Source organism: Pseudomonas sp. VE 267-6A (assembly GCF_024126555.1).
Classification (GTDB): Bacteria; Pseudomonadota; Gammaproteobacteria; order Pseudomonadales; family Pseudomonadaceae; genus Aquipseudomonas; species Aquipseudomonas palmensis.
The window spans coordinates 26,174-52,487 of sequence record NZ_JAMYBY010000007.1 but is presented as its reverse complement, the minus strand read 5'-3'; the positions used below and the strand labels follow the sequence as shown (position 1 = coordinate 52,487).

Below are 26,314 nucleotides of genomic sequence, written 5' to 3'. Positions count from 1 at the left end.
ATCTATGTTGAAGAGCCATTGCATCTGTACTCATCTGCGCCGGGCCGCCCGTGGGGTCAGCCGGCACTATGACGAAGCCCTTGTGGGCTTCGGCATCAATGTCGCCCAGTTTTCCCTGCTGCGGCATCTGCAGCGCCTCGATCAGCCCAGCATCTCGGTGCTGGCCGAGTCCATGGGCCTGGATCGCAGCACGCTGGGTCGCAACGTGCGGGTGCTGGAAGCCGACGGCCTGGTGGCGTTGGCCGAAGGTGCCGACTTGCGTAACCGCATCGTACTGCTGACGGAGAAGGGCCTGGCGCGCCTGGTGGCCGCCACGCCTGCCTGGGAGCAGGCCCAGGATGCCCTGGTGAGCAACCTGGGCGAAGGTCAGCGCGATGAACTGGTGCGCCTGTTGGAACAGTTGGCTTGAGCGTATTACACCAATAAGCGGGTATATACCCGTGTAACCTTGCGGCGGTCTGGGAGAACAAGAATGACATCGGTATGGCGCACGAGCGGTTGGGTGCTGTTGGGGGCGGCGCTGATCCTGGCATTGTCGCTGGGGGTGCGGCATGGCTTCGGCCTGTTCCTGGCGCCGATGAGCGCCGAATTCGGCTGGGGGCGCGAAGTGTTCGCCTTCGCCATCGCCTTGCAGAACCTGATCTGGGGCCTGGCCCAGCCGTTTGCCGGTGCCCTGGCCGATCGCCTGGGCGCGGCCAAGGTGGTGATCATCGGCGGCATTCTCTACGCCGTGGGGCTGGTGATGATGGGCATGGCGGACTCGGCGTGGTCACTGTCGCTCAGTGCCGGGCTGCTGATCGGCATCGGCCTGTCGGGCACCTCGTTCTCGGTGATCCTGGGTGTGGTAGGGCGTGCCGTGCCGGCAGACAAGCGCAGCATGGCCATGGGCATCGCCAGCGCCGCAGGCTCCTTCGGCCAGTTCGCGATGCTGCCGGGCACCCTGGGCCTGATCGGCTGGCTGGGCTGGTCGGCGGCATTGCTGGTGCTGGGCCTGCTGGTGGCCTTCATCGTGCCGCTGGTGGGCATGCTGCGCGATAACCCGCTGCCCAGCCAGGGGCACGAACAGACCCTGATGCAGGCGCTGCGCGAAGCCTGTTCGCACTCGGGCTTCTGGTTGCTGGCGCTCGGCTTTTTCGTGTGCGGTTTCCAGGTGGTGTTCATCGGCGTGCACCTGCCGGCCTACCTGGTCGACCAGCACCTGCCGGCCACCATCGGCACCACGGTGCTGGCACTGGTCGGGCTGTTCAATATCGTCGGCACCTACACCGCCGGCTGGCTGGGCGGGCGCATGTCCAAGCCGCGCCTGTTGACCACCCTGTACCTGCTGCGGGCGGTGGTGATCGTGCTGTTCCTGTGGGCGCCGGTGACCCAGCTCAGCGCCTACCTGTTCGGTATCGCCATGGGCCTGCTGTGGCTGTCGACCGTGCCGCTGACCAACGGCACCGTCGCCACCCTGTTCGGGGTGCGCAACCTGTCCATGCTGGGCGGCATCGTCTTTCTGTTCCATCAGTTGGGCGCATTCCTGGGCGGCTGGCTGGGCGGTGTGGTGTACGACCGTACCGGCAACTATGACCTGGTGTGGCAGATCTCGATCCTGCTCAGCCTGCTGGCTGCCGCGCTCAACTGGCCGGTGCGCGAGCGCCCGGTGGCGCGGCTGCAGGCGCGGCCGGAGGCGGCATGACCGCGCGCCTGGTAGCGTTGGTGCTGGCTGGCCTGATGCTGGCGCTGGTGTGGTGGGGCTGGCACCAGGGTGGTCTGGCGCTGATGCAGTTGGGCATGGGCGTGTGCTAGGCGTAAGCTGAACCCCTGCACTCAGGCAAGGGAGACGCACCATGTACGCACGCTGGCTGTTGGTACCGCTATTGATCCTTGCTGGTTCGGGGGCCGTGCTGGCCGCCGACTGCCCGGCCTTGCTGCAGGGCGAGTTGCCCAAGCTGCGCGCCAAGGAACAGGTGAACCTGTGCGAGCGCTTCGCCGGCAAGCCGCTGGTGGTGATCAACACCGCCAGCTATTGCGGCTTCGCGCCGCAATTCGAAGGGCTCGAGAGCACCTACAAGGCTTATCACGGGCAGGGCCTGGAAATGCTCGGGGTGCCGTCCAACGACTTCAAGCAGGAAGACGCCGACAGCGAGAAGACCGCCAAGGTGTGCTATGCCAACTACGGCGTGACCTTCACCATGACCGAGCCACAGAAGGTGCGCGGCGACGACGCCACGCCGCTGTTTCGCGAGCTGGCCAGGCAGAGCAATGCGCCCAGGTGGAATTTCTACAAGTATGTGGTCGATCGCCAGGGCAAGGTGGTAGCCAGCTTCTCCAGCCTGACCAAGCCGGACGATCCAGCGTTCAGGGCTGCCATCGAGAAGGCCATCGCCTCGCAGCCCTGAGGCGGGCTCAGGCCTTGCCCGGGTGGACGGTCCAGGCCACCAGCTTGAGCACGATCGGCCGTACCACCAGCACGCAGGCGAAGGCCACCGGCATGGCCAGCTGGTAGGCCTTGAGCACATTGGCCAGGTAATGCTCGCCGACGCCGCTGTTGGCGGCGGTGATCACGAAGCACATCAGCAGCGCCATGATCGACGACATGTAGAACGCGAATACGTAGGGGGTGGCGCGTACGCCGAGTTTCAGGCGTGGGCGAGGGCGGGTCTGGCTGGTCATGCAGGCTCCTGAGGGTAGGGGAGGCGCCAGCCTAGCAGGCTGCCAGGGTACGAGGTAGACGACGCCAGCTTAGGTCTTTATAAAGAGAACCTTACGAATCCTGGAGTTTGGCCGTGAACCTGTTGGGCTCGATACGCAGTTTCATCAAGGTGGTCGAGGCTGGCAGCATCGCCGGTGGGGCCCGCACCCTGGGCTTGAGCGCCGCCGCAGTGAGCCAGAACATCGCGCGCCTGGAAGCCCATCTGCAAGTGCGCCTGCTGGCCCGCACCACCCGCAGCATGGCGTTGACGCCCAATGGTCGCGCCTATTACGACAAGGTCAGGCATGTGGAGCGTGATCTGGAGCTGGCGCAGCTGGCCGTCACGTCCGATGACGGCGAACCCCAGGGCCGGTTGTGCATCTCCTCTTCTTCGGCCTTCGCGCGCTATGTGCTGGCGCCCCTGATGCCGGCATTCAACCTGCGCTATCCGCAGCTTTCAATTGAATTGCTTACGAGCGACCGGCGTGTGGACCACGCGCGCGAGTCGATTGACGTGAGTGTGCGCATCACCCCCCAGCTGGAAGACGGCCTGCTGGCGCGGCACGTTGCCCAGATCCCGTTCATATGTTGCGCAGCGCCTGCCTACCTGGAGCGTGCCGGCCGGCCCGGTACCCCGGAAGCCTTGAAGGGGCATCGCTGCCTGGTGTTTCGTTACCCGGTGGACGGCCGTTTTCTGCGGTGGGGCTTTGTGCGTGACGGCCTGCGTTTCGATGCCGAGTTCGGGGATGTGTCGATCAGCGATGACATCGACGTGCTGGCGCAGATGGCGGTGATGGGGGGTGGGATCGTGCGCCTGGCCGAGTTCGTGGCGCGGCCTTACCTGGAGAACGGGCAACTGGTGCCGCTGTTCGAATATGCCCAACCCCACCAGGCCTATGCACAGACCTCGCCCATGGACATCTACCTGTGCGTGGCCGACCGCTCGGCGCTGACACCCAAGGTGCGGGCCTTCATGGCGTATGTGGAGGACTGCCTGGCGCAGGCCTGGCGCGTGCGCGCGCGGGCATAAAAAAACCGCCTTTGGAAGGCGGTTTTTTCATGCAACAGCGATCAGAAGCGGTAGGTCAGCGAAGCACCCAGGCCGTGTGCACTGTTTTCGTACTTGGCGTTGTACGAGCCCTTGAACGAAGGGTCGGTGATGGCGGTGCTCTGGTGAATCTTGACGTCTTCTTCCATCAGGTACGAGTAGGCCACGTCGATGGTCATGTCGTCGCTCGGGTTCCAGCCTGCCCCCAGGCTGAACACCTTGCGGTCGCCGGTTGGGATGCGTGGCGAACGGTTCTGGTTGTTGGCTGGCGACTGGTCGACGGAGAAGCCGGCGCGCAGGGTCCATTCCTTGTTCAGCTTGTAGGCAGCGCCGATGGCGTGGGCCCAGGTGTCGTGCCAGTTCTGTTCTTCGGCGATCTGGCCCAGTGCCGGTGCCAGTGGCCCGGTGCCCTCGTTGTTGACCACGATGGACTCCAGGCGGCTCCAGCGTGTCCAGGTGCTGCCCGCGTACAGGGTCCAGTTGTCATCCAGTTCGTGGGTGACCGAGAAGTCGACCGACTCGGGGGTCTTGATCTTCAGCGAGGCGTCGAACTTGCTGCCGCTGAACGGGCCGAAGCCCGGGCCGCTGATCTTGGTGTCGCCCTTGAGCTTGTAGTCGACCATCGAGTGGTAGGTCAGGCCGACGCGGGTTCTGTCGGTGGCCTGCACCATCACGCCGATGTTGTAGCCGACGGCGGTGTCGTCACCGGTGATCTTGACCTTGCCGTCGTTGCTGCCTGGGGTGGCGCGGTTCAGCGCGGCGGACTCCAGGGTGCCGTCGATACGGTTGATGGTCGGGCCGAAACCGATCGAGACCTTGTCGTTGAAGGCGTAGCTGATGGTCGGTTGCAGGGTCACGACCTGAACTTCGCTCTTGCTGCCGAAGTAGCGGCCGGCAAAGCCGTGCTCGTAGTCGGTGATCAGGCCGAAAGGCACGTAGACCCCGAAGCCGAATGCCCAGTGGTCATCGATCGGCTTGACGTAGTAGCCCATCGGTACGCCAACCACGGGGACCATGTCGCCGTCGTTGCTGCCGCCGAAGGTGCCGCTGCCCTTGATGTCGGACTTGGCAATGATGGCCGCGCCGCCGACGGTCACTTGTTCGCGTTTGAGGCGGGACATGCCGGCAGGGTTGCCAAACACGGTGCTGGCGTCATCGGCAGAAGAAGAACGACCCGCGAAACCTGTGCCCATGCCGCTGATGCTTTGCTCGTTGAGGGCAAAACCGCTGGCGAAGAGTTGAGTTGATGCGAAAGCGACAGCGAGGCCGAGTGAGGATTTGAGTATTACTTTTTTCATTATTAGAACTCCATGGGATCACCGGAGCGCAAAGTATCAATAATTTTGGACGTGCGCTATAGGCTCTAAATCAGGAGATACCGCGTTTTTGTAGGACAATCCGACCAGATTCGCTGATTTTATCCGGTTGTTTGAAAATGGTTCTCAGCAGGCCTGGAGTGCCGGTTTGCCGACGCATGCCTGCCAGGCCTGGGTGAAGTCGCGTAAACGGGCGTGGGGCTGGAATGTTTGACGCCAGATTCTTGCGAGACCTAGCAGGTCGTCGGATTCTGGTAGCGGCAGCGCCTTTTCTTCGACCAGCATCCAGGCGATGGCGGTGGCGTAGCGCAGGTTGACGGTCAGTTCCAGGTGCGGGCCGCTGAGGAACGCGTGCTGGCTGGCGAGGCCGCGGACCAGGCTGGCCAGTTCGGGGTCGTGGGCCAGGAACTGGTCCCAGATCGATTGGTGGCGCAGTTCGCCGATGCGGTACAGGCCGTGGCCACGGCGGTCGTGCAGGGCCGAACCCATGCCCGACTGGCTGGCTGCGATGCCCAGCAGCAGGGCTTCGGCGCTGGGGCAGTAGCGGCCCAGGTACAACAGGGTGGGGCGGATGACGAATTCACTCAACTCGCTCGCGGCGATAGCCATAATGCCCTCGAACTTCGTAAATGGCCGGCGGGACGCTGGTGCTTGGCAGCAGGTGGGTCGGGGTCAGGCCCGCCGGAAGCGGGCAAGGCCGCTTGAGTTGAAGTGTAGTGTCATATCTATGCTGTAAAGGACTGTTTTTAAATCGATTGTGGTGGCTTGGCATAACCCATATGACGCTTGGGTATTAGGCCGTGGGGGTTAAAGCGCTTTCGGTGGTTGGGGTTTGGCCAATGAATCCGGGCCTTGCAGAGGGCAGGTCGAGCGCGGCGGTCACTGAATTTCAGGCATAAAAAAGCCCCGCCAATCGGCAGGGCTTCTTGCGTCTCAGACGACCATCAGGCAACCAGTGCCTGGCGAGTCCGGTCAATCACCGCTTGCAGCGGCTCAGCACTCTCGTACTGCTCCGGATACAGACGCTCGCTGTGACGAGCAATGCCGTGTTCATTGACCAGGGTAAAGCTGAAGCTGCCCTTGCGCGCCGCATGGATCATGCAGTTCAACGGGGCAAATGCCTGGCTAAGGGTGCGAATGGCAGCCTGAGTATGGATGGATGTATTCATAGTTATTAGATGTTCCTGCAAAAGACACAGCATAAGAGCCGTGTTCATATAAAACGTTCCAGTAACGCAAAGCTTTAGGGCTAGAGCGAAGAACCTGACTGGAACAGGGCAGCCAGAGGTAAGCGCATTGATTAGGTGGCGCCAGGGCTGACTGGTAGGTACTAGGAAGACAGGCAACACGTCAGGGCTAAGGTTCTGCGCCGCTGTGTGAAGATCCTGTTCAATCTGCAGGGTGACTCGCCAAGAGTAGGTAATGGTTACCTGGGAGTCATCAAGTGGGCCGGTCCTGGTTTCAACAGGTGCTGTTCCGTTGTCGGATCAGGACGCTGCAAGGACTGCTTTGGCCAGAATTGAGTTTCAGCTTGGTACTAACGCTGGCAACACTACAGCAGTTTCCAGGTTGTGGCAACCCTTTGTGCTTTTCGTGCGCCAAGCCGGCCATTATCTCGATTTCAGGCTGTTCTGTGAAGAGGGCCCCAGGAGGCACCACCGCGCGTGCGGAGCATTTTCGTGCAATCCCGTGCCTCGCTTTGGGGCACCTGTCCACACCTGTAACACCTCTTGTCAATGTGGCGCTACACCGCGGCAGGGCCCTGGCGATGACCAGTTCGAAAGTACAAGTCAATGAAAAAAAACACTTTTTTTAGCTGGTGAAAAAATCGTCAGTTTGAGCGCGGGCCCCATTCTACCGGGGTTTGCGGGGTGTAGGAGGGGGTTGTCCACCGAGTTATCCACAGCTTCTGTGGATTGTCATACGGGTCTGCTCTAGGACGCGGGTGCCAGCAATGCAGGAAGTGTCTGACAATTTTCGCGGCGCATTTCGGCTCGCGCGAAATGTCTACTGACGTGTCAAAAAAAAACATCGCCTGACGGAAAAAAAGCCTCGAATTCCCTCGGGCCATGCACGAGAAAATCCGGTAGAGTGGCGCGCCTCTCGAGTTGCCTTCGCCGTTTTTTATGAAGTTTCGCAGCAAAACCCCAAGCCCCACTGCCCAACCCCCCGTTGCCGAGCCCCGACGTTTTTCGTTGAAGGTGGCCCTGTGGCTGCTCGACAGCCCGCGCCTGGGCGACAACCCCAACGTCAAGCACTTCGCCGGGCGCCTGCTCAAGCAACCGGCACGCCAGGGTGTGGTGGTGGCGCAGAGCCGGCTGGGGCAGATGCTGTGCCGCGATTGCGGCAACGCCCGTGACCGGCGCATCGGCCACGAGCTGCTGCGCCAGGCTGCCCGGGCCGGTGACCGCAGGGCACAGCTCGAATATGGCCGTCTGTGCGCCCAGCCCCAGGTCAACGAGCCGGAGCAGGCACGTTACTGGCTGGAACAAGCCGCCGCGCAGGGCTCCAAAGAAGCCGTGCGGCTGCTCGGGCAACTCACGAGCCACTGATCGACCGCCCGGGGCTGTTAAGCTCTGGGGGATTTCCCTGGGGGTGAGCATGCTGTCTATGGCTGCAATGGATCTGACCAGCATCGTGCTGGGAATGGTGGTGGCGGCTTTGCCCGCTGTGGTGGTGCTGGTGCGTCTGCAACGTCAGCTGGCTGACAGGCAGGCCGCCGCCGCACTGGCCGAGGAGCGCCTGAGCAGTGCGCTGCTGGCCCAGGAGGGCCTGAGCGCGCAACTCGACGCCAGCCGTGACGAAATCAGCGACCTGGGCCAGGCCAATGCCGCCAAGCAGGCCAGCCTGGCCGCTCAGGGCCGCGAGCTGGAGTTGCTGCAGATCGAGCGCGACAACGCACGCGATGCCGCCCATGCCTGGAACCTTGAACGCAACGCCCGTGAAGCCGAGCTGCGCCGCCTCGAAGCGCGCTGCGCCGGCCTTGCCGCCGAACTGCGCGAGCAGCAGGACAGCCACCAGCAGCGCCTGAACGATCTGCAGGGCTCGCGCGACGAGCTGCGTGCACAGTTTGCCGAAATGGCGACGAAGATTTTCGACGAGCGCGAGCAGCGTTTCGCCCAGACCAGCCAGCAGCACCTGGGGCAACTGCTCGACCCGCTCAAGGAGCGTATCCAGTCGTTCGAGAAGCGCGTCGAGGAAAGCTACCAGCAGGAAGCCCGCGAGCGCTTTTCGCTGGGCAAGGAACTCGAGCGCCTGCAGCAGTTGAACCAGCGCCTGAGCGACGAGGCCACCAACCTGACCCAGGCACTCAAGGGCCAGAAGACCCAGGGCAACTGGGGCGAGTTGATTCTGGAGCGGGTGCTGGAACATGCGGGGCTCGAAAAGGGCCGCGAATACCAGACCCAGGTCAGCCTCAAGAGCGCCGATGGCGAGCGTTTCCAGCCCGACGTGCTGATCATGCTGCCCGGCGACAAGCAGGTGGTGGTCGACTCCAAGGTCAGCCTCACGGCCTACCAGCAATATGTAAACGCCAGTGAAACCGACGTGGCCCAGGCTGCGCTCAAGCAGCATGTGCTGTCGCTGCGCAACCATGTCAAAGGCCTCTCGGGCAAGGACTACAACCGCCTCGAGGGCCTGCACAGCCTGGATTTCGTGCTGTTGTTCGTGCCCATCGAGGCGGCGTTTTCGGCGGCGCTGCAGGCCGAGCCCAACCTGTTCCAGGAGGCCTTCGACCGCCAGATCGTGATCGTCAGCCCGACCACGTTGCTCGCCACCCTGCGGGTCATCGACAGCCTGTGGAAACAGGAGCGCCAGAGCCAGAACGCCCGCGAGATCGCCGAGCGCGCCGGCTGGCTGTACGACAAGTTCGTGTTGTTCATCCAGGACCTGGACGAGCTGGGCAACCGCCTGCAACAGGTCGACAAGGCCTATGCCGCGGCGCGCAACAAGCTCTGCGAGGGGCGCGGCAACCTGATCAGTCGCAGCGAGCAGCTCAAGCTGCTCGGCGCGCGGGCCAGCAAGAGCCTGCCGGCCGACCTGCTGGAACGCGCCATGGGCGGCACCGACAACCTTGCCGAAGGCCTTACTGCACCAGGCTCAGATGACGATTGAGCAGGGCGCGCAGGGCCGCCGGCTTGACCGGCTTGCTCAGGTAGTCGAGGCCGGCGGCATGTACCCGCGCCACGGTCTCGCCGTGGCCGTCGGCACTGATCACCACCCCCGGCACCGGCTCGCCCAGGCGCGTGCGTAGCCAGGCCATCAGTTCGGTACCGATTTCGCCGTTGTCCAGGTGGTAGTCCACCAGCGCCAGATGCGGGCGCAGGCCCTTGTCGAGCAGGGCGGCGCATTCCTCGCGGTTGCGCGCCGTCGACACCAGGCAGCCCCAGCGGCTGAGCAGGCTGTTCATGCCGATCAGGATGCTGTCTTCGTTGTCCACGCACAGCACCTGCAACCCCGCCAGCGGCTGGCCGGCCTGTTCGGCTGGCTTGGCCTGGGCCGGGCTCGCGGCGTTGGCCAGCGGTACGCTGACGCGGAACACGCTGCCCTTGCCGGGCGATGAGCGCACCTCCAGCGGGTGGCCGAGCACCTTGCACAGGCCGTCGGCGATCGCCAGGCCCAGGCCCAGGCCTTTTTCGGCGCGGGTCTGGTGGCTGTCCAGGCGCTTGAATTCCTCGAAGATCACCTGCAGCTTGTCGTCGGCAATGCCCGGGCCGCGGTCCCACACTTCCAGCCACAGGCGGTCCCCGGCGCGGCGCACGCCCAGCAGGATCGGGCTCTTGCCATAGCGGAAGGCGTTGGTGAGGAAGTTCTGCAGGATACGCCGCAGCAGCTTGACGTCGCTATGCACCCGCAGCTTGCTGCCACGCACGCGAAAATCCAGGCCCTGCTGCTGGGCCAGTACCTTGAACTCGGCACCCAGGGCGTCGAACAGTTCGCTGAGGGCGAACGGCTTGGCGTCCGGGTTGATCTTGCCGTTCTCCAGGCGCGAGATGTCCAGCAGGTCGCTGATCAGCTCTTCGGCCGAACGCAGGGCGCTGTCCATGTGCTGCACCAGTTGCTGGGCGTCGCCCGACAGGCCCTCTTCCTGGTGCGACAACGCGGCGGAGAACAGCCGTGCGGCGTTCAGCGGCTGCATCAGGTCGTGGCTCACGGCGGCCAGGAAGCGGGTCTTGGACTTGTTGGCGGCTTCGGCATGGCTCTTGGCCTCGGTCAGCGCCAGGTTCAGTTGCGACAGCTCGTGGGTTCGCTCGGCCACGCGCTGCTCCAGGCCTTCGTTGGCGTCCTTGAGGGCCTGCTCGGCCTCGCGGAAGGGGGTGATGTCGGTAAAGCTCATCACGAACCCGCCGCCGGGCATGGGGTTGCCGATCAGCTCGATCACCCGGCCATTGGGGAACAGCCGCTCGGAGGTGTGCGCGCGCCCCTGACGCATCCAGTGCAGGCGCCGCGCCACATGCACCTGGGCCTCGCCCGGGCCGCACAGGCCGCGTTCGGCGTTGTAGCGGATGATGTCGGCAATCGGCCGGCCGACACTGATCAGCCCGTCGGGGTAGTTGAACAGTTCCAGGTAGCGACGGTTCCAGGCCACCAGGCGCAGCGACTGGTCGACCACGCTGATGCCCTGGCTGATGTTCTCGATGGCCCCTTGCAGCAGGGCGCGGTTGAACTGCAGCACCTCGGAGGCTTCGTCGGCGATGCGTACCACGTCCTCCAGCTGCATGTCGCGGCCTTCGATTGCCGCCTTGACCACGGCGCGGGTCGAGGAGGTGCCGAGCACGCCGGACAGCAGGCGCTCGGTGTGCTCGATCCATTCGCCGTCGGCGTTCTGGTTGGGGTTGAAGCCCTTGCCCTGGCGATAGGCGAAGCGGATGAAGCTCTGGCGCGCACGCTCTTCGCCGACGAAGCGCGCGGCCAGGTGCAGCAGGTCGTCGATCTGTACCGCCAGCAGCGAACGGCTGCTGGGCCGCGCGCTGGTTTCCTGGCCAATGAAGCGCCCGGCCTGCCAGTGCTCCGATACCCGCGTGCGCGACAGGATCGAAACCCAGGCGAACACCGTGAAGTTGCCTGCCAGCGACAGCACCACGCCCTGGGTCAGCGGGGTGATCGGCAGGTTGAGCGGGTTGCCGTGCAGCCAGGCCAGGCCCGGGAACAGCTCCAGCGACCAGCCCACGCTGTGGGCGGCAATCGGCAGTACCAGGGTGTAGAACCACAGGAAGGTGCCGGTGGCCAGGCCGGCGAACACGCCGCGGCGGTTGGCCTGCTTCCAGTACAGCGCACCGAGCATGGCCGGGGCCAGTTGGGTGACGGCGGCAAAGGCGACCTGGCCGATGGTGGCCAGGCTGGCGGTGGAGCCCAGCAGGCGGTAGCTGACGTAGGCCAGCAGCAGGATCACCACGATGGTCACCCGGCGTACCGTGAGCATCCAGTGGCGGAACACCTCGAACGGGCGCTCGGCGTTGTTGCGCCGCAGCAGCCAGGGCAGCAGCATGTCGTTGGAGACCATGGTCGACAGCGCCACGGCCTCGACGATGACCATGCCGGTGGCGGCCGAGGCGCCGCCGATGAAGGCCAGCAAGGCCAGCGCCGGGTGTGCTTCGGCCAGCGGCAGGCTGATCACGAACGAGTCCGGCAGCACCGAGTTGGGCAGCAGCATCTGCCCGGCCAGGGCAATCGGCACCACGAACAGCGCGGCGAGGATAAGGTAGGCCGGAAACACCCAGCGTGCCAGGCGCATGTCCTGCGGTTCGATGTTCTCCACCACGGTGACATGGAACTGGCGCGGCAGGCAGATGATCGCCATCATCGCCACGCCGGTCTGCACGATCATCGACGGCCAGTTGATGGTTTCCTGCCAGTAGCCGTCAAGGGCGGGCGCCAGGCGGGCCTGGCTGAACAGGTCGTCGAAGCCGTCATAAAGACTGAAGGTGATGAACGCGCCCACGGCGAGAAACGCCAGCAGCTTGACCAGCGATTCGAAGGCGATGGCCAGCACCATGCCGCGGTGGTGCTCGGTCACATCCAGGCTGCGGGTACCGAACACGATGCTGAACAGCGCCAGCACCAGCGACACCACCAGCGCGGTGTCCTGCACGCGGCTGCCGGTGGCATCGGCCCCGGCACCGATCAGCAGGTTGACCCCCAGCACGATGCCCTTGAGCTGCAAGGCGATGTACGGCAGCACGCCCACCAGGCAGATCAGCGCCACCACCACCGCCAGGGTCTGGGACTTGCCGTAGCGCGCGGCAATGAAGTCGGCGATGGAGGTGATGTTCTCCTGCTTGCTGATCAGCACCATCTTCTGCAGCACCCAGGGTGCAAACAGCATCAGCAGTACCGGCCCCAGGTAGATGGGCAGAAAGGCCCAGAGTTGTTCGGCGGCCTGGCCGACCGCGCCGAAGAAGGTCCAGCTGGTGCAGTACACCGCCAGCGACAGGCTGTACACCCACGCGCGCAGGCGTGGCGGCAGCGGGGTGCTGCGCCGGTCGCCGTAGAAGGCGATGGCGAACATGATGGCCATATAGGCCAGGGCGACCAGGGCGATCAGCCCGCTGGACAGCGACATGAAAACTCCGAACGAAAAAACGGTAACGGCCAACCACGATCAATCAGTCTGGCACGCCGTTCTCACTTCGTCAGCGCCGACGAAGGTCGCAGTGGCAGAGCGTCGCAGTGCTCAGTCGCGCAGGGCCAGTTCGACCAGTTCATGCAGCTGCTGCAGGCTCGGGGGCGCTTCGGCGAACAGAATGCGAAACACCGTGGGAGCCACCAGCAGGTCGAGCAGCCGTTCCACCCCGGGGCCGGCTTCGCCACGCTGCTGCGCGCGGTCCAGCAAGGTCTGCAACTGGCCGCGCAGCAGGGTGGTGCAGTAGCCGGGGCAGGCGCTGCTGAGCACGTCGCGCATCATGTGTCGGCCGGGCTCGGAGCTCATCTCGTCCAGATACTGCTCGGCCCAGGCCAGCAGGTCGCCGCGCAAGGTGCCGGTGTCGAGGGGTTCACTGTCGGGGTGCAGGCGCTCCACCGCCACGTCGGCCAGCAGCGCCGCCAGTTCACCCCAGCGCCGGTAGATGGTCGAGGGGGTGACGCCGGCACGTGCGGCCACCATGGGCACGGTCAGGCTCGCGCGGTCCTGCTCCTGGAGCAGGGCCCGCACGGCGCTGTGCACCGATTGCTGGACACGGGCGCTGCGACCGCCCGTGCGAATACCTTCTTTGATCGCCATGGCGCGACCTTAACACAAAGGGTTTGCGTTAAGGATTAAGGGCGCGCAGACTGCACAAAAGCTAACGGTTAGCTTTAGTGGAGAAAGCACATGATCGGATTGTTCAGCCGTCCGGCGTCGGCGCGTTTGCGGCTGGTGTACCTGGCCGTCGCGCTGCTCGGGTTTCTGGCGGCTTCGAGTGCGCCGACGCCGTTGTACCAGCTGTATCAGCATGCGTGGCAGTTTTCGCCGGCAACCCTGACCCTGGTGTTTGCGGTGTATGCCTTGAGCCTGCTGGCGGCGTTGCTGACGGTGGGGTCGCTGTCCGATTACCTGGGGCGCCGGCCGGTGATCTTCGTGTCGTTGCTGCTCGAGAGCGTGGCGATGCTGCTGTTCATCCAGGCCGAGTCGGTGCCCTGGCTGCTTGCGGCGCGGTTGCTGCAAGGCTTTGCCACCGGCATGGCCACCAGTGTGCTGGGCGCCGCGCTGCTCGATACCGACCGCGAACAGGGGCCGTTGGTCAACAGCCTGGCGCCGCTGCTGGGCATGGCCTGCGGGGCGCTGGGCACCAGCGTGCTGGTGGAGTTCGCGCCGTGGCCGTTGCGCCTTGTGTATGGGGTGCTGCTGGCGCTGTTCGTGGTGCTGGCGCTGCTGGTGTGGCGTTTGCCGGAGAGCGTCAGCCGCCAGCCGGGCGCGCTGCGCGCCCTGCGTCCGAGCCTGCTGGTGCCGCCTCAGGCGCGTGGCGCGGTGTGGCGCATGCTGCCGGTTAACATTGCGGTGTGGGCGCTTGGCGGGTTCTTCCTCTCACTGGGGCCGTCGCTGGTGCGGGAGGTGAGCGGCCTGGGCTCAAGCCTGGTCGGTGGCGCGCTGGTGGCGACCCTGACCCTCAGTGGTGCGCTGGCGATCTATCGGCTGCGCCTGCGCCCGGCACAGCAGGTGCTGGCGCTGGGCACCGGGCTGCTGGCCGGCGGGGTGGGGCTGATTCTGCTGGCGCTGCACAACGCCAGCCTGGTGCTGTTCTTCGCCGCCACGCTGGTGGCGGGCAGCGGCTTTGGTGCGGGGTTTCTGGGTGCGTTGCGCAGCACCCTGCCACTGGCCGAGGCCCATGAACGGGCGGGCTTGATGGCCACGTTCTACGTGCTGAGCTACCTGGCGTTCTGTGTGCCTGCGCTGGCGGCCGGGTTGATGGTGCGCCAGTTCGGGCTGGTAGCCACCAGCGAGGTGTATGCGCTGGTGCTGGTCGGGTTGTGCGCGGTGGCGGGGGTGTTGAACCTGCCGGCGATGCGCGGAGCGCGATCTATCTGATCTCGATGGTGCTGCGTTTTGCGGCAAGAGCAGCGTGGATCTTTGTCGGCGCCGGCCTTCAGGCCTGGCGCCGTGCCCCCAGGCAATAGAACAGCCCCGCCAGCCCCACCGACAGCATCATCAGGTAGAACATCGCCGTCGGCATCAGGTGTGCCAGCGCAAACCCGCACAGTACCGGCCCCAGCGCCGCCCCCAGGTTGGACAGGTTCTGTGCGCCGTAATACACCCCGCGCAGGTGCTCCGGGGCAATGCTGTCGATGAACATGTATTCGGCCGGGATCACGATGATCTCGCCCAATGTGAACACCAGCATCGCCAGGCACCACACCCACAATGTCTGCGCCAGCGAGAACCCCAGCAACCCGATCACGAACAGCAGCATCCCGGCCAGCAGCCAGGGCATCAGCTGGCGACTGCCGATGCGCCGGCCGATGGCGTATTGCAGGGCGATCACCGTGATGGCGTTGGTCGCCACCAGGTAGCTGACGGTCTGGTTGGCCTGGATGGCCGATGTGGTGGTCACCAGGTACTGCGACAGGTAGGCCGTGAACTGGCCGAACACCACCGCGCTGAGCGCGCCGCCCAGGGTGAAGTACACCAGGCGCCGATCGCCGAGCAGGTACCTGCCGACCGCCAGCAGGCCCAACGTCGGCCCGCCGAGCCCGGCGCGTGCAGCACGCTCGCCCCGGCGTTGATAGCTCAGGCACATGCCCAGCCCCAGCAATGCCGACAGCACGAACGGCAGCCGGTCATCCAATAGCACCAGCGCCACCCCCACAAAAGGCCCGACGGCATAGGCGACGTTGCTCAGGGTGTACTTGATCGAGAACACCTCGCCGCGTGCCTGCACTGGCAACAGCGCGCAGAAGCCGGCCTTGGCGGCGATGTCCACCACTGCCAGGGTGAGGTTGATCACCACCAGGCAGGCAAACAGCATCCCCAGTTGCCGGCTGGCCACGGCCACGAAGAACGCCAGGGCGAAGGCGAGGGTGGAGAACACGATCACCGTGTAGCTGCGCAGGGTGTCGATCAGGTAGCCGCCGTACAGGCTCAGCAGCGAGCCGACGATCAGTGCACCGCCGATCATCAGGCCGATGGCGCTGATGCCCAAGGCGAAGTGCTCCGACAGGTACACCACCAGGTACGGCAGGGTGATGGCCCGCGCCAGGGTCAGCACGAAGGTGGTGCACAGCAGCAGGCGAACCTCGGCGCCATAGCCCCGCAGGCTTTCGAGCATGTTCACGTCCTTGTCCGGTGAGGTCAGCCGCCAGCATACGTCAGCCTTGAAAGGCTCGCGAACGGCTTATATATAGGTAAAACAGATAACAGTTAGAGAGATTACCCGTTATATCGATATTCCATAGGGTTGTAACATCGATTTCACCTCACCGGAGGACAGGAGACCGACACCATGACCTGCACCAAGATAGCCCACCCCTTGCGCCCGCTGAGCCGCCTGGCTCACCCGCGCGAGGTGATCCGACAGTTCACCCCCAACTGGTTCGCCGCGACCATGGGCACCGGCGTGCTGGCGCTGGCGCTACGGCAGGCGGTGCCGGGGTTGTCGGGTATGGCCGAGGCGCTGTGGCTGCTGACCATTGGCCTGTTCGTGCTGTTCAGCGTGCTCTACACCGCGCGCTGGGTGATGTTCTTCGATGAGGCGCGGCGGATTTTCGCGCATTCCACGGTCTCGATGTTCTTCGGCACCATCCCCATGGGCCTGGCGACCATTCTCAATGGGGCGCTGGTATTCGGGGTCGAGCGTTGGGGCACGGGGGTGCTGCCGTGGGTCGAGGCGTTGTGGTGGTTGGACGTGGCCCTGGCGCTGCTGTGCGGGGTGGCGATCCCTTACCTGATGTTCACCCGCCAGGAGCACAGCATCGACCAGATGACCGCGGTATGGCTGCTGCCGGTGGTGGCGGCCGAAGTGGCGGCGGCCAGCGGCGGCCTGCTGGCGCCGCACCTGACGGACGTCCATCGCCAGTTCCAGGTACTGATCACCAGCTATGTGCTGTGGGCGGTGTCGTTGCCGGTGGCGTTCAGCATCCTGACCATCCTCACCCTGCGCATGGCGCTGCACAAGCTGCCCCAGGCGAGCATGGCCGCTTCGAGCTGGCTGGCACTCGGGCCGATCGGCACCGGTGCCCTGGGCATGATGTTGCTGGGCAGTGATGCACCCGCGATCTTCGCTGCCAATGGCCTGGGCAGCCTGGGCGAGATTGCCCGCGGGCTGGGGCTGGTGGCCGGTATCGTGCTGTGGGGCGCGGGGCTGTGGTGGTTGCTCACTGCCGTGTTGATCACGCTGCGCCATCTGCGCGATGGCATGCCGTTCAACCTGGGCTGGTGGGGCTTCACCTTTCCGCTGGGGGTGTATGCCCTGGCCACGTTGAAGCTGGCGGCGTGGCTGCAGTTGGGGTTCTTCACGGTGATGGGCCACGTGCTGGTGGTGGCGCTGGCAGGGCTGTGGCTGGTGGTGGCCAGCCGTACCCTGGCGGGGGCCTGGCGTGGCGAACTGTTCGTGTCGCCGTGCATTGCGGGGTGCACGGGCAAGTGACGATGGTGGCAGTTTCGCCGGCAAGGCCGGCTCCGGCAGGGTTTTGCTGGCGCTAGAAGGCCTTGTCGGCGAAGCGGTTCATGCGGTGGCTTGCATTTACCCGTGCATCTGTGGCTTTTTGCGGGCTGGCTTCCTCCAATAACAAAGCCCCACTCAGGACCCTGGACGATGAGTCACCCCTCACAGTTTGCCCTGCTGCAAAAACGGCGCTTTCTGCCGTTTTTCGTCACCCAGTCGCTGGGGGCGTTCAACGACAACCTGTTCAAGCAATCGCTGATCCTGGCCATTCTCTACAAGCTCAGCCTGGGCGGCGACGGCACGATGCTGGTCAACCTCTGCGCGCTGCTGTTCATCCTGCCGTTCTTCCTGTTCTCGGCCCTGGCCGGCCAGTTCGGCGAAAAGTTCGCCAAGGATGCGCTGATCCGCACCATCAAGCTGGCCGAGATCGTCATCATGGGCGTGGGCGCCGCGGGCTTTCTCTATAACCACCTGTGGATGATGCTGGTGGCGCTTTTCGCCATGGGGACCCATTCGGCGCTGTTCGGCCCGGTCAAGTACTCGATCCTGCCCCAGGCCCTGCGCGAAGAGGAGCTGGTGGGCGGCAACGGCCTGGTGGAGATGGGTACCTTCCTGGCTATCCTGGCCGGCACAATCGGCGCCGGGGTGATGATGTCCAGCACCCACTACGCGCCCATCGTGGCCAGCGCGGTGGTGCTGGTGGCGGTGCTGGGCTACCTGGCCAGCCGCGCAATCCCCCGTGCCGCGGCCTCGTCGCCGCAACTCAAGCTGCAATGGAACATCTTCAGCCAGACCGTCGCGACCCTGCGCATGGGCCTTAGACAGACCCCGGCGGTATCGCGCTCGATCGTGGGCAACTCGTGGTTCTGGTTCGTCGGTGCCATCTATCTCACGCAGATCCCGGCCTATGCCCAGGAGTGGATGCACGGCGACGAAACCGTGGTCACGCTGATTCTCACGCTGTTCTCGGTGGGCATCGCGGTGGGGTCGCTGCTGTGCGAGCGCCTCAGCGGGCGCAAGGTGGAGATCGGCCTGGTACCGTTCGGCTCGTTCGGCCTGACGGTGTTCGGCCTGCTGTGGTGGTGGCATTCGGGGGATATCCCGGCCGCCGGCGCGCCGTATGACTGGCTCGCCCTGCTGGGCATGAGCAAGGCCTGGTGGATCCTGCTGTCGATCATGGGCCTGGGTGTTTTCGGCGGTTTCTACATCGTGCCGCTGTACGCGCTGATCCAGTCGCGCACCCCCGAAGACGAGCGTGCCCGGGTGATCGCGGCCAACAACATCCTCAATGCACTGTTCATGGTGGTCTCGGCCGTGGTCACCATGCTGTTGCTGGGGCTGGCCAAGCTGAGTATCCCGCAGCTGTTTCTGGTGGTGTCGCTGCTCAACATCGCAGTCAACACCTACATCTTCCGCATCGTGCCCGAGTTCAGCATGCGCTTCATGATCTGGCTGCTCAGCCATTCCATGTACCGCGTCGAACACCGCGACCTGGACAAGATCCCGGATGAAGGCGCGGCGCTGCTGGTGTGCAACCACGTGTCGTTCGTCGATGCGCTGCTTATTGCCGGGGCCGTGCGCCGGCCGATCCGCTTTGTCATGTACTACAAGATCTACCGCCTGCCGGTGCTCAATTTCATCTTCCGTACTGCGGGGGCGATCCCGATTGCCGGGCGCAACGAAGACCTGCCGACCTACGAGCGTGCGTTCGAGAAAATTGCCGCCTACCTGGCTGACGGTGAGCTGGTGTGCATCTTCCCGGAAGGCAAGCTGACCTCCGATGGCGAGATCGATGCATTCAAAGGCGGATTGAGCCTGATTCTGGAGCGCACCCCGGTGCCGGTGATTCCGTTGGCGCTGCAAGGCCTGTGGGGGAGTTTCTTCAGCCGTGACCCGGCCAAGGGGTTTTTCCGGCGCCTGTGGTCGCGGGTGACCCTGGTGGCCGGTAGCGCCGTACCGGTGGAAACGGCGCAACCGGCGCTGTTGCGCGAGCGGGTCAGCGAACTACGCGGCACCTGGCGCTAGGCGCGGGGGCCAGGGTCAGCTGGCGCTGACCTTGAGCCCCACCAGGCCGATGATGATCAGTGCCACGCTGGCCAGGCGTATCAACGCCATGGATTCGCCAAACAGGATGATCCCGGCGATCACCGTACCCACTGCGCCCACACCGGTCCAGATCGCATAGGCGGTGCCCAGCGGCAGTTCCTTCATGGCAAGGCCGAGCAGGCCGAGGCTGACCGCCATGGCGGCAACCGTGAGCACAGTGGGCAGGGGGCGGGTGAAGCCGTCGGTGTATTTGAGGCCGATGGCCCAGCCGACTTCGAACAGGCCGGCGAAAAACAGGATGATCCAGGACATGCGCAGTACTCCATCTGTTGATGGGGCCGTCCCCGGATCGGTCACGCGGTGCGTCGTGAGGTCGTCCTCACAGTGCGCACTATAGTGCACATTTCCTTGCCGGGGGGCAAGTGGCGGTCAACGCGTGGCGTCGACCGCTGCCGTTTCGGCGACGGGTTCTTCCATGCGCCGGAACCAGGTCGAGAGTAGCGCACCGGAGATGTTGTGCCACACGCTGAACAGCGCGCTGGGCACCGCCGCCAGGGGCGAGAAGTGCGCACTGGCCAATGCCGCGCCCAGCCCGGAGTTCTGCATGCCGACTTCCAGCGCCAGGGATTTGCGCTGGGCCAGCGGCAGCTTGAACAGCTTGCCGGTGACGTAGCCCAGGGCGAACCCGAAGGTGTTGTGCAGGATCACCACCGCCATGATCAGCAGGCCCGATTCGGCGATCTTGGCCTGGCTGGCCGCCACCACCGCGCACACGATCAGCACGATGCTCACCACCGACACCAGCGGCAGCACCTGCACCGCCAGGTGTACGCGCGGGCCGAGCAGGCGCTGGGCGAGCACGCCGAGCACGATCGGCAGCATCACCAGTTGCAGGATCGACCAGAACATCTCCATGAACGAGACCGGCAGCCAGGCCGAGGCCAGCAGCCAGATCAGCGCGGGGGTCAGCAGCGGGGCGAGCAGGGTGGTGACGGCGGCTATTGCCACGGCCAGGGCCAGGTCGCCCTTGGCCAGCCACGCCATCACATTGGAGGAAGTACCGCTTGGGCAGCAGCCGACCAGGATCACGCCCACGGCGATTTCGGCGGGCAGGTGGAACAGCTGGCACAGCAGCCAGGCCACGCCCGGCATGATCACGAAGTGGGCGACCACGCCCAGGGCCACGCGCCAGGGCTGGCGGAACACGGCGGCGAAGTCTTCGACCTTGAGGGTCAGGCCCATGCCGAACATCACCAGGCCCAGCAGCGGCACGATGGCGACCTTGAGGCCGATGAACCAGGCGGGTTGGAAGAAGGCCAGGAGGGCAAACAGCAGCACCCACCAGGCGAATGTATTGCCGACGAAGCGGCTGAGGGCGGCGAGGGCGCGCATGGGGGTGCTCCTTTTTTATTATCGGCGGCCCCATCGCGGGTCAAGCCCGCTCCCACAAGGATTGCAGCGACCCTGTAGGAGCGGGCTTGACCCGCGATGAGGCCCGCAAGGCCTCTATATAGCTATATAGAGAGCAGACGATCAGACCCCCTGCGGGATCTCCTCTCCACCCAGCGCTTCGAACAGCGCCGGCAGGAAGTCGCCGAAGGTCAGCATCATCAGGGTGAAGCTGGCATCGAGCTGGCCAAGGGCCTCTTCGCCGCCGTCTTCCTCGGCCTGGTCCTGCAGCAGCTCTTCGAACTTCAGGCGCTTGATCACCATCTTGTCGTCCAGCACGAACGACAGCTTGTCCTGCCAGGCCAGCGACAGCTGCGTCACCACCTTGCCGGTACCCAGGTGCAGCTGGATCTCGTCGCTGGTCAGGTCCTGGCGCTTGCAGCGTACGATGCCGCCGTCTTCGTGGGTGTCGCGCAGCTCGCACTCGTCCAGCACATAGAAGTCGGGCGCAGCCTTCTGCGACTTGACCCAGTCGGTCAGGGTCGCGCTCGGGGCGATCTTCACGGTCACCGGGCGTACCGGCAACGAGCCCATCACTTCACGCAGGGTCGACAGCAGGTCCTCGGCACGCTTGGCGCTGGCCGAGTTGACCAGGATCAGGCCCTGCTTGGGCGCGATGGCGGCGAAGATCATCGAACGACGGATAAAGGCGCGGGGCAGGAAGGCCTGGATGATCTCGTCCTTGATCTGGTCACGCTCCTTCTTGTAGACCTTGCGCATCTGCTCGGCTTCGATCTCGTCGATCTTCTCCTTGACCGCATCACGCACCACGCTGCCGGGCAGAATGCGTTCTTCCTTGCGTGCCGCGATCAGCATGAAGTCGCCACTGACATGCACCAGGGGCGCATCTTCGCCTTTGCCGAAGGGCGCGACGAAACCGTAGGTGGTCAACTCCTGGCTGGCACAGGGGCGCGCCGGCTTGCTGGCCAGTGCGGTTTCCAACGCCTCGGCGTCGAACTGGATGTCCTGGGTAAGGCGGTAGGGCAGCAGGTTTTTGAACCACATGGGGTGCATCTCTCCTCGGTACATAAGGAGGGCATTATTCTCCGAGCGGCGTGTTCAGGCCAAGCCCGCTAAGTCATTGGAAGGCCTGAAAAATAATTTTAAAAAAGTGCTTGCCAGAGTGTGAGGTGCTCCGTAGAATGCGCGCCACACCGAGACGAAGGGTGATTAGCTCAGCCGGGAGAGCATCTGCCTTACAAGCAGAGGGTCGGCGGTTCGATCCCGTCATCACCCACCACTTCTCAGTGTATCGCGCAGCGGTAGTTCAGTCGGTTAGAATACCGGCCTGTCACGCCGGGGGTCGCGGGTTCGAGTCCCGTCCGCTGCGCCATATATTGGCTTCAGGGCCCACTGAACTCCCTGAAGCCACAAACGAAGCGACCTTAGGGTCGCTTTTTTTGTGCCTGGCGTTTGGCCGCGCCTGCCACGCATCCCCCTCCAACAACGAAAAAGGCGCCGCTGAGGGCGCCTTTTCCAGACAGCCTCGCGCCGTCTTACCAGTTGTAGGTCACGTCTGCACTCAGGGTGCGGCCTTCGCCGTAATAGCAGTCCAGCCCGCCATTGCAGGCCGCCACGTACTTCTCGTCCGTGAGGTTCTGCAGGTTGGCCTTGAGCTTCACGCCCTTGACGTGCAGCGGCGATTTTTCCAGGTCATAGGACACCATGGCGTCATACACGGTGTAGGACGGAATCTGGAAAGAGTCGCCCACGTAGTCCGAACCGTAGCTGCTGCGCACATAGCGCGCGCCCAGGCCCACACCGAACCCGGCCAGTACGGTGGAAACGTCGAAGTCGTAGTTGACCCACGCCGAAGCGGTCAGCGGTGGCTGCATGGCCAGGGTACGGCCTTCGCGGCCGTCGTTGATGCTGCGCCACTTGATCTGGTTGCGTGATACCGCAGCCAGCACGCTCAGGTTGTCGGTGACATTGACCTTGCCTTCCAGCTCGACACCACGCGAACGCACCGAGCCGCTCTGCACGCTCAGGCTCGGGTCGTCGCGGTCGTTGGTCAGCATGTTGTCCTGGTCGATCTGGTAGGCGGACAGCTGGATGAACCCGTCGATCGACCTGGGCTCGTACTTGATGCCCACTTCATACTGCTTGCCGTTGGTGGGGTCGAAACCCGAACCGTTGGCGTCGACACCGGACAGCGGCAAAAACGACTCGGCGTAACTCACGTAGGGCGTCACACCGTTGTCGAACGAGTAGCCCAGCCCCGCACGCGCGGTGAACTTTTCATCCTTCTGGTTGGTGTGGCCGCCGTTGAGCGGCGTCTTGTTGTCGGTTTCGGCAAAGTCATAGCGGCCGCCCACGGTCAGGAACCATTTGTTCCACAGCAGTTGATCCTGGGCATACAGGCCGGTCTGGGTAATGGTGTTGTCCCAGCGGTAAGGCTGGGTGAAAGTGAACTTGCTGCCGTAGACCGGCTTGTACAGGTCGATGCCCGGGCCGCGACGGTCGTATCTGCCGAGGAACTCGGAGTTGAAGTGGTAGTAGTCCACCCCCAGCAGCAGGGTGTGGTCCAGCTCGCCGGTCTTGAACTTGGCCTGGGCGGTGCTATCGATGCCGTAGACCCGGTTGTGCTGCGCCCAGTCCACCCCGAAGCGGTCTGCCTGGTAGCTGAAGTCGTTGGCGCCGGTGACCGGGTTGGGGCCGAATGAATAGCCGTGCAGTGGCGCGACGTAGCGGTCGTCGAGGTCGGCGTAGCGTGCGTTCTGCTTGAGGGTCCAGGTGTCGTTGAGCTCGTGGGCGATCTCGTAGCCGACCACGAACTGCTCGCGGTCATATTTGTTCAGGCCCGGCTCGCCGATGAACAGGCTGCGGCTGATGCGCCCGTTGGCGGTGCTGTACACCGTGCCCTTGGCCGGCAGGCCCTGGGCTTCCGGGGTGTCGCGGTCTTTCTGGTACTGGCCGAACACCGTGACGGTGGTGCGCTCGTTGGCCAGCCAGGTCAGGCTGGGCGCCAGCAGCATGCGGTTCTGGTCGGCGTAGTCGATCTGCGAGTTGCTGTCGTTGACCACGCCGGTCAGGCGATAGAGGAACTGACCCTGATCGTCGATCGGGCCACCGAGGTCGAAGGCCCCGTACTTGCGGTCGTAGCTGCCGCCACCGATGACCACTTCATGCAGCGGCGTGGCGGTGGGGCGCTTGCTCACCATGTTGACGATGCCGCCCGGCTGGTTCTGGCCATACAGCACCGACGCCGGGCCCTTGAGCACTTCGATGCGCTCCAGGGTGTAGGGGTCGATCTGCAGCGAGCCACCCGTGCTGCCGCCGCTGTAGGGCAGGTGCAGGCCGTCCAGGTACAGCGGGGTGGGGGAGAAGCCGCGGGAGGTGGGTTCATCGAACACCTTCACCCGGTCGGCGAAGCCGCCACCGGTCATGCCGGCGGTGTAGCGCAGGGCCTCGGTGACCGACTGGGCGCCGCGCATCTTCACTTCGTCCTGGGTGATGACGTTGATCGTCTGCGGGATCTCGCTCAGGGCGGTGTCGGTCTTGGAGCCGGTGGCGCTGCGCTTGGCCACGATCCCGTCGACCGGGCCGTAGGCCGATTCGGTTGCGCGGCTGTCGATGTTGGTGGCGCCCAGCACCACGGACGCATCGGCAGCAGGCAGTTTTTCCAGCACCAGGGTCTGACCGTCCAGCAACTGCCAGGTATGGCCGCTGCCCTGCAGCAACCGGTCCAGGGCCTGGGCCAAAGTAAAGGCACCCTGCAGGGCCGGGCCGGACCGGCCAGCCAGGTCGCTGGAGTTGAACACCAGACGTACGTTGGCCTGGTCGGCCAGTTGAGTGAGCATCCGGTCCAGCGCCTGGGGCGCCAGGTTCAGGGTCAGGCGCGTGGTGGTTTCGGCTGCGTGGGCCAGCGGCAGGGTCAGCGGCACCCCGCCACCCAGAGTCAGAGCGATGGCCAGCGTCAGGGTACGGCCACTGAACGGAAAAGCGTTGGAAAGCGCCTGCATTGAAATCGTCCGTCATCAAATGTTGGTAAGAAGCGATATTTATGAGAAGTATTCGCGTTCAAACCAACGACGATTCATTGCCGTCAACCTTGCCAACAAAATCCGGATTTATTTTTCTTCGACGCTCTCGTGGTTCATCACCAGGGTCAGCCACGGCAGTTGCACGACCCGCAGCGGTTGGGTGCGCGCCAGGGTACTGAACATCTGGGCACCGTCGTCCAGGTTGAACACCCCGCTCACCGCCGTGCTCGGCAATTGCCCCGTCACCACCAGTGCGCCGGGTACATAGCGCCCGATTTCGCTGACCACCTCGTCGAGTGGGCGTCGATTGAAGATCAGCTTGCCGCGCTGCCATGCCGAATCACTGGTCAGGTCCAGCGGGCGCGTGGAGGACGGTGGCAGGCCCTGGGCATAGTCCAGTTGCTGGGCCGGTTCCAGGCGCGCGCTCTGGCCACCGGACGTTACCTGCACCACACCTTCGCTGACGCCGACCCGCACCTGCTGTTCGAGCAGGTTCACGTCGAACCGGGTGCCCAGTGCCTGGGCCGTGCCTGCGGCGGCATGCACCACGAATGGACGCGCCGGGTTCTTGCTGACCTGGAAAAGCGCCTCGCCCTTGATCAGGTCGATATCGCGACGCGTGGACGAATAGCGCACCGACAGTGCGCTGGCGCTGTTGAGCCAGACCTCGCTGCCGTCCTCCAGCACCAGGTGCCTGCGTTCGCCGACGGCGGTCGACTGGTCGGCCATGTACACCTTCATTGGCTGCCCCAACTGGGTCAGGGCCAGCACCGCCAGCCCGGCGGCCAGCGCAGCCCATCGCAAGGGTTTTGCACGGCGTTGGGGCGCTGGCGGCACGAAGGATTGCGCGGTGGCCGTCTGCGCTACCCCGTGCCACATCTGCTCGGCCAGCCGCGCCGCTGCTTCGTGCGCCGGGCTGCGCTGGCGCCACTGGCGAAACGCGGCATGATCCGACTCGCTGGCATTCCCCGACATCAGCATCACCCACTGCTCGATGGCCTGATCCTCCAGCTCGACAGGGGATGGTTGGGAAGGGTTGGGTCTAGTCATGATGAGGGGCTGCTGAAACCTTCAGAGGGGGCGTACCGGGCATTCTAAATAGATTCCGACTGACGTAGCCAATCGCGGCAGTGCCGCATGGCTTGCACAATGTACTTGCCCACCGTGCTTTCGGACACGTCCAGGCGTACGGCGATCTGTGCATGGGTCAAGCCTTCGAGGCGATTGAGCAGCAGTGCCAGGCGCGCCTTGCTGGGCAACTGGGCCAGGCTGCGGTCCAGTTGTTCGATCGCTTCGGCAGCCAGGAACTGCTTCTCGGGGGAGGCGAGGGGGTCGCAGACGTCCAGGTTGTCACTGACGTCGTCATGCAGCGCCGAGCGTCGCTGTTCCTGGCGCAGGCGGTCGATGGCAAGGTTGCTGGCAACGCGAAAGACAAAGGCACGCGGTTCGAGAATCTGCGCTGTATCGGACAGGCTGGCCAGTCGCAGGTAGGTGTCCTGGGCCACGTCCGCGGCCTTTTCCACATTGCCCATGCGCCGTGCAAGAAACGCCAGAAGGTCGGCGTAATGCTCCTGGAAGGCGCTGACCAGCGGGTTGACGGCGGAGGTTGGGGTGGACATCCATTGTGCTCGTGCGACGTAATGCGCAAGCTTATCTCAAATGAGAATGACTATCATAGATATGTTTTTTTACAGGTCAGGCCTTTTTCGCCGTGTGTGCAT

At 64.4% G+C, this 26,314-nt stretch carries 22 protein-coding genes and 2 tRNA genes; 11 read left to right on the top strand and 13 right to left on the bottom strand.

Annotation, left to right across the window (positions count from 1 at the left end; all coding sequences use genetic code 11):
* Window positions 1-4 precede the first annotated feature (4 nt).
* The 3 genes from NJH59_RS09640 to NJH59_RS09630 all read left to right on the top strand — a co-directional run bounded on the left by NJH59_RS09640 (window position 5) and on the right by NJH59_RS09630 (window position 2,384).
* Window positions 5-409 (top strand): MarR family winged helix-turn-helix transcriptional regulator, encoded by a 405-nt coding sequence (locus tag NJH59_RS09640; RefSeq protein ID WP_054914685.1) that lies wholly within the window; start codon window positions 5-7, stop codon window positions 407-409.
* 63 nt (window positions 410-472) lie between these two features.
* Entirely contained in the window at window positions 473-1,681 is a 1,209-nt protein-coding gene (locus NJH59_RS09635; RefSeq protein ID WP_236176585.1) for an MFS transporter, read from the top strand.
* A 151-nt stretch (window positions 1,682-1,832) separates the two neighbouring features.
* Window positions 1,833-2,384 carry a glutathione peroxidase gene (locus tag NJH59_RS09630; protein WP_043862528.1) on the top strand — a complete coding sequence of 184 codons (552 nt, stop codon included), beginning with the start codon at window positions 1,833-1,835 and terminating at the stop codon, window positions 2,382-2,384.
* Window positions 2,385-2,391: 7 nt separating this feature from the next.
* Here the strand turns inward: NJH59_RS09630 and NJH59_RS09625 are convergent, their stop codons facing one another.
* The gene (locus NJH59_RS09625; RefSeq protein WP_043862527.1) at window positions 2,392-2,658 is read right to left on the bottom strand and encodes a DUF2798 domain-containing protein; all 267 of its coding nucleotides are present in this window, start codon (window positions 2,656-2,658) and stop codon (window positions 2,392-2,394) included.
* A gap of 113 nt (window positions 2,659-2,771) precedes the next feature.
* Between NJH59_RS09625 and NJH59_RS09620 the strand changes: the two genes are divergently transcribed.
* Window positions 2,772-3,707 (top strand): LysR family transcriptional regulator, encoded by a 936-nt coding sequence (locus NJH59_RS09620; RefSeq protein WP_043862526.1) that lies wholly within the window; start codon window positions 2,772-2,774, stop codon window positions 3,705-3,707.
* A gap of 41 nt (window positions 3,708-3,748) precedes the next feature.
* Here NJH59_RS09620 and NJH59_RS09615 read toward each other — a convergent pair whose 3' ends face one another.
* The 3 genes from NJH59_RS09615 to NJH59_RS09605 form a co-directional block, all read right to left on the bottom strand.
* A complete protein-coding gene (locus NJH59_RS09615) occupies window positions 3,749-5,023 on the bottom strand; it encodes an OmpP1/FadL family transporter (protein WP_043862525.1) in 1,275 nt (424 codons plus the stop codon).
* 144 nt (window positions 5,024-5,167) lie between these two features.
* Complete coding sequence (locus tag NJH59_RS09610) at window positions 5,168-5,650, bottom strand: hypothetical protein (protein WP_054914682.1); 483 nt, start codon at window positions 5,648-5,650, stop codon at window positions 5,168-5,170.
* A gap of 335 nt (window positions 5,651-5,985) precedes the next feature.
* Window positions 5,986-6,210, bottom strand: a complete 225-nt coding sequence (locus NJH59_RS09605) for a hypothetical protein (protein WP_043862639.1) — start codon at window positions 6,208-6,210, stop codon at window positions 5,986-5,988.
* A 957-nt stretch (window positions 6,211-7,167) separates the two neighbouring features.
* Here NJH59_RS09605 and NJH59_RS09600 point away from each other — a divergent pair.
* The gene (locus NJH59_RS09600; RefSeq protein WP_100635013.1) at window positions 7,168-7,593 is read left to right on the top strand and encodes a tetratricopeptide repeat protein; all 426 of its coding nucleotides are present in this window, start codon (window positions 7,168-7,170) and stop codon (window positions 7,591-7,593) included.
* A 175-nt stretch (window positions 7,594-7,768) separates the two neighbouring features.
* Entirely contained in the window at window positions 7,769-9,154 is a 1,386-nt protein-coding gene (gene rmuC / locus NJH59_RS09595) for a DNA recombination protein RmuC (RefSeq protein WP_162484864.1), read from the top strand.
* Here rmuC and NJH59_RS09590 read toward each other — a convergent pair.
* Both NJH59_RS09590 and NJH59_RS09585 read right to left on the bottom strand, forming a co-directional pair.
* On the bottom strand, window positions 9,126-12,602 hold the full coding sequence (locus NJH59_RS09590; protein ID WP_253086719.1) for a NahK/ErcS family hybrid sensor histidine kinase/response regulator: 3,477 nt from the start codon (window positions 12,600-12,602) through the stop codon (window positions 9,126-9,128). The genes rmuC and NJH59_RS09590 overlap by 29 nt on opposite strands.
* Window positions 12,603-12,713: 111 nt before the next feature.
* Window positions 12,714-13,259, bottom strand: a complete 546-nt coding sequence (locus tag NJH59_RS09585) for a TetR/AcrR family transcriptional regulator (RefSeq protein WP_043860011.1) — start codon at window positions 13,257-13,259, stop codon at window positions 12,714-12,716.
* A 90-nt stretch (window positions 13,260-13,349) separates the two neighbouring features.
* Here NJH59_RS09585 and NJH59_RS09580 point away from each other — a divergent pair, with 90 nt between their 5' ends.
* Entirely contained in the window at window positions 13,350-14,543 is a 1,194-nt protein-coding gene (locus NJH59_RS09580; RefSeq protein ID WP_253086718.1) for an MFS transporter, read from the top strand.
* A gap of 58 nt (window positions 14,544-14,601) precedes the next feature.
* Here NJH59_RS09580 and NJH59_RS09575 read toward each other — a convergent pair whose 3' ends face one another.
* On the bottom strand, window positions 14,602-15,780 hold the full coding sequence (locus NJH59_RS09575) for an MFS transporter (protein WP_253086717.1): 1,179 nt from the start codon (window positions 15,778-15,780) through the stop codon (window positions 14,602-14,604).
* 174 nt (window positions 15,781-15,954) lie between these two features.
* Between NJH59_RS09575 and NJH59_RS09570 the strand changes: the two genes are divergently transcribed.
* Together NJH59_RS09570 and NJH59_RS09565 are read left to right on the top strand one after the other, a co-directional pair.
* Entirely contained in the window at window positions 15,955-17,097 is a 1,143-nt protein-coding gene (locus NJH59_RS09570; protein WP_058541019.1) for a TDT family transporter, read from the top strand.
* Between the two features lie 168 nt (window positions 17,098-17,265).
* Window positions 17,266-19,140 (top strand): MFS transporter, encoded by a 1,875-nt coding sequence (locus NJH59_RS09565; protein WP_123752769.1) that lies wholly within the window; start codon window positions 17,266-17,268, stop codon window positions 19,138-19,140.
* Between the two features lie 15 nt (window positions 19,141-19,155).
* Here NJH59_RS09565 and sugE read toward each other — a convergent pair whose 3' ends face one another.
* The 3 genes from sugE to rdgC form a co-directional block, all read right to left on the bottom strand.
* Window positions 19,156-19,473 carry a quaternary ammonium compound efflux SMR transporter SugE gene (sugE, locus tag NJH59_RS09560; protein WP_253086716.1) on the bottom strand — a complete coding sequence of 106 codons (318 nt, stop codon included), beginning with the start codon at window positions 19,471-19,473 and terminating at the stop codon, window positions 19,156-19,158.
* Window positions 19,474-19,590: 117 nt separating this feature from the next.
* The gene (locus tag NJH59_RS09555) at window positions 19,591-20,553 is read right to left on the bottom strand and encodes a bile acid:sodium symporter family protein (protein WP_043860017.1); all 963 of its coding nucleotides are present in this window, start codon (window positions 20,551-20,553) and stop codon (window positions 19,591-19,593) included.
* Between the two features lie 141 nt (window positions 20,554-20,694).
* Window positions 20,695-21,615 carry a recombination-associated protein RdgC gene (gene rdgC, locus NJH59_RS09550; RefSeq protein ID WP_043860018.1) on the bottom strand — a complete coding sequence of 307 codons (921 nt, stop codon included), beginning with the start codon at window positions 21,613-21,615 and terminating at the stop codon, window positions 20,695-20,697.
* Between the two features lie 159 nt (window positions 21,616-21,774).
* Here rdgC and NJH59_RS09545 point away from each other — a divergent pair.
* Window positions 21,775-21,850 (top strand) — tRNA-Val (locus tag NJH59_RS09545).
* 16 nt (window positions 21,851-21,866) lie between these two features.
* A tRNA-Asp gene (locus tag NJH59_RS09540) sits at window positions 21,867-21,943 on the top strand.
* 163 nt (window positions 21,944-22,106) lie between these two features.
* Here NJH59_RS09540 and NJH59_RS09535 read toward each other — a convergent pair.
* From NJH59_RS09535 to NJH59_RS09525, 3 genes are all read right to left on the bottom strand, one after another.
* Entirely contained in the window at window positions 22,107-24,572 is a 2,466-nt protein-coding gene (locus NJH59_RS09535) for a TonB-dependent siderophore receptor (RefSeq protein ID WP_043860019.1), read from the bottom strand.
* 108 nt (window positions 24,573-24,680) lie between these two features.
* Complete coding sequence (locus tag NJH59_RS09530; protein WP_253086715.1) at window positions 24,681-25,643, bottom strand: FecR domain-containing protein; 963 nt, start codon at window positions 25,641-25,643, stop codon at window positions 24,681-24,683.
* A gap of 44 nt (window positions 25,644-25,687) precedes the next feature.
* Window positions 25,688-26,212, bottom strand: a complete 525-nt coding sequence (locus tag NJH59_RS09525; protein ID WP_043860021.1) for a sigma-70 family RNA polymerase sigma factor — start codon at window positions 26,210-26,212, stop codon at window positions 25,688-25,690.
* Window positions 26,213-26,314 lie beyond the last annotated feature (102 nt).